This window comes from Billgrantia gudaonensis (genome assembly GCF_900100195.1).
GTDB lineage: Bacteria > Pseudomonadota > Gammaproteobacteria > Pseudomonadales > Halomonadaceae > Halomonas > Halomonas gudaonensis.
In genome coordinates this window covers 1-2,777 of sequence record NZ_FNES01000037.1, presented here as the reverse complement: position 1 = coordinate 2,777, position 2,777 = coordinate 1, and the positions used below count along the sequence as shown (strand labels likewise).

1 protein-coding gene and 3 pseudogenes are annotated in these 2,777 nt (G+C 60.4%); 1 reads left to right on the top strand and 3 read right to left on the bottom strand.

The window, feature by feature from the left end; genetic code table 11:
• Positions 1-81: 81 nt before the first annotated feature.
• From BLP96_RS20270 to BLP96_RS19670, 3 genes and pseudogenes are all read right to left on the bottom strand, one after another.
• Positions 82-309, bottom strand: a pseudogene (locus BLP96_RS20270) (IS3 family transposase); the annotation flags it as partial.
• Positions 310-1,683: an IS110 family RNA-guided transposase gene (locus BLP96_RS19675; protein ID WP_089689227.1), complete on the bottom strand. Its 1,374-nt coding sequence runs from the start codon at positions 1,681-1,683 to the stop codon at positions 310-312.
• A gap of 232 nt (positions 1,684-1,915) precedes the next feature.
• A pseudogene (locus BLP96_RS19670) lies at positions 1,916-2,191 on the bottom strand (transposase); the annotation flags it as partial.
• Positions 2,192-2,364: 173 nt separating this feature from the next.
• Here BLP96_RS19670 and BLP96_RS19665 point away from each other — a divergent pair.
• Positions 2,365-2,718 (top strand): annotated as a pseudogene (locus BLP96_RS19665) (AbiEi antitoxin N-terminal domain-containing protein).
• Positions 2,719-2,777 lie beyond the last annotated feature (59 nt).

The following is a 2,777-nucleotide window of genomic DNA, read 5'->3' as shown; positions in this document are numbered from 1 at the left end:
GCACCTGAATCCCGAGCGGGACCCAGTGCCGCAGGCAGCAGGGTTTTAAAGAGCCAGAACTATTTCATATGCCAACTATGTTGACAGACTCCGGCTGCCATAGCTGCCCCGCTTCTGACGATGAATCTCTCTGACCTCTTGAAGTAAGGCCTGACGATGGTCATCAGGGCCACGCCGTCGCCAGGCATAGAAACCGCTCCGGCTGACCCGCATGACTCGACACAACACGGCCACGGGATAGGTGGCCTTCTCCGACTCGATAAACTGGTATCTCAGCTCGACTCTTTGGCGAAGAAGGCCGCCGCCTTCCTAAGAAACCCGCTGCTCGACGGCTACCACGGGGGTGAGCTCGTATCCCAGGCCTTCTGCCCGACGGCGGAGATTCTTCAGGATCTTCTGTCGGTAGCGGGCCTCATAATAGTCGACTCCGGGATCCTGATAGGTCCTGCCATAGCGCAGCGTGGTATAGAACAGCACGGCGATCTTGCGTGCCGTCGCCGTGACGGCCTTGGCCTTGCCGATGCGACTCGAGAGTCGACGATAGAAGGCGCCCAGCGCTGTATCCGTCCGACTCAGGGTCGTGGCGGCCAAGCGTAGCAATGCCGCCGCTCGGTTCTTGGTGCGTCGCGTCCGCGACGACAACACCTTGCCGCCCGATATCTTGCTCCCTGGCGACAGCGCCAACCAGGAGGTGAAGTGTTTGGCGGTGGGCCAGCGAGTCATGTCGAGGCCACACTCGGCGATCAGCTTCAGCGCCAGATACGAACCGAAACCATGAAGCTGTGTCAGGTCCGTGCCGATGACGTGATACAACGCGCCGCGCACGTCGAACGCTGGGGCGTTGGGGTTGGCCTCCCGGTGACGTGGCGGTGGGAGGGGCGCCTGTGGCGCCGGCCGGGTGGCGGCGAGCCGCTTCAGAGCGGCTTCGATATGTCGATCACACTCGCCCACCAGTGTCTGGTAGGTGTCGTAGACAGACAGGGATTGGCTCAGCGCCAAGAGATGTTCCTCGCGATAATGCCCTGTCAATGCCTGCCGAATCGTCGCTTCGCTCGCCTTGCAACGAGGGTCACGGTAGGCGGCCAAGACGGCAGGATCTTGCTGACCACTGACGATACTGCGCAGGATCCGCATCCCGGTCTTGCCGGTGATATCCGTCACGACATGATGAAGTTGCAGGTTCATCTCCATCAATGCCTTCTGCATGTGCTGGATATGCGAGGCGGCATAGGCATGGAGGCGCTCCCGATGTCGCACCAACGCCCGCAGACTGTTCAGCTCCTGTGAGGGCCGAAAGCTGCCGCGCAACAGGCCATAGGCATGCAGGCGCTGCAGCCACTGGGCATCGTTGATATCGGTCTTGCGACCTGGGACATTTTTGGCATCACGGGCATTGGCCAGGATGACCGCCAAGCCGCGTTCTTCCAGTATCTCGAAGACCGGGATCCAGTAGACGCCGGTGGACTCCATAGCCACGGTAGTGATGTGCTTCTCGACGAGCCAGTCGGCCAGGCGGATGAGGTCCTCGGTAAAGCTCTCGAAACGCCTGACGGGCACGGGGTCGCGATCCGGTGGGATAGCGACGAGGTGGAAGCGGGAACCGATATCGATGGCCGCGGCGTCAGGGTGAACCACCTGCAAACGCTCATGTCGGCGAGAACGGTGGGAGGATCGACGTGTCATGACAGCATCTCCTCAACGACCCTGATAGGGGTGGGTCAGAGGAGGCGGCGCGGAACGGTACCACCTTCCTAAACGGGAACCGCCCAATGGGGCATCGTCACCACTGTCAAGTCCAGAACGCCGCCCGAGCCACGTTTTTTAACGGGGTCATGCCACCAAAAAGCAGACGGCTGCGCCTCTGACGCCATTGCTGAGCATAGGCGGCCGCCGGGTTTCTATGCCGACAAGCGGGTACCATCCCTAAACAGTTTTTTAGAATATCCTTTTCAATCTTAAGCTTACGAACTTCTTCGCGGAGCTTCTTGATCTCGGCGTCGCGATCGTCCTCCTGCCGCTCCGGGGTGCCGGAGACCTGCTGACGGTGCTTGCGGCACCAGCGGTCCAGCACGCTGCGCTCCACGCCCAGGCGCCGGGCGGCCTCGGATACGGAATACCCCTGATCGATCACCAGGCTCACCGCATCCGCCTTGAATTCATCGGAAAACCGACGTCGAGTCTTCTTGGTCATGAACACCTCCATTGCCTCCATTATGAGGCTTATCGGTGTGTCCGCTCCAATTGGACCACTTCAGACATAGGTTTAGAAAAGTCGCTGAAGTTGGCCTAATCTTCCATTTCAGATGCTCAAGTTAAACCAATGCGGTTTAAGATGAGCCTCATAGTTGGCTGATTGGGCAATCTATGGCGACGAAAGTAAACCAGCTGTGGCTGCAGATTCCCCATGGCGCCGTGGTCACCACGGCGTGGCTGGAGGCCCATGACATCAGCGCCAACCATGCCGCCAAGCTCACGGAAGCCGGCTGGCTCAAGCGTCTCGGGTGAGGCGCCTACTGCCGGGCAGGCGACCCGCTGGCCTGGGAGAGCGGAGTGTTTGCGCTGCAGGCGCTCAGTGACCCAGCGGCACCGCCATTCTGGCCGGGCGGCCAGACCGCCTTGGCCCTGCAGGGCTTTGCCCACTACCTGCCCATGGGTCATGACACCACTCACCTGTATGGGGCGGACGGAGTCTGTCAACATAGTTGGCATATGAAATAGTTCTGGCTCTTTAAAACCCTGCTGCCTGCGGCACTGGGTCCCGCTCGGGATTCAGGTGC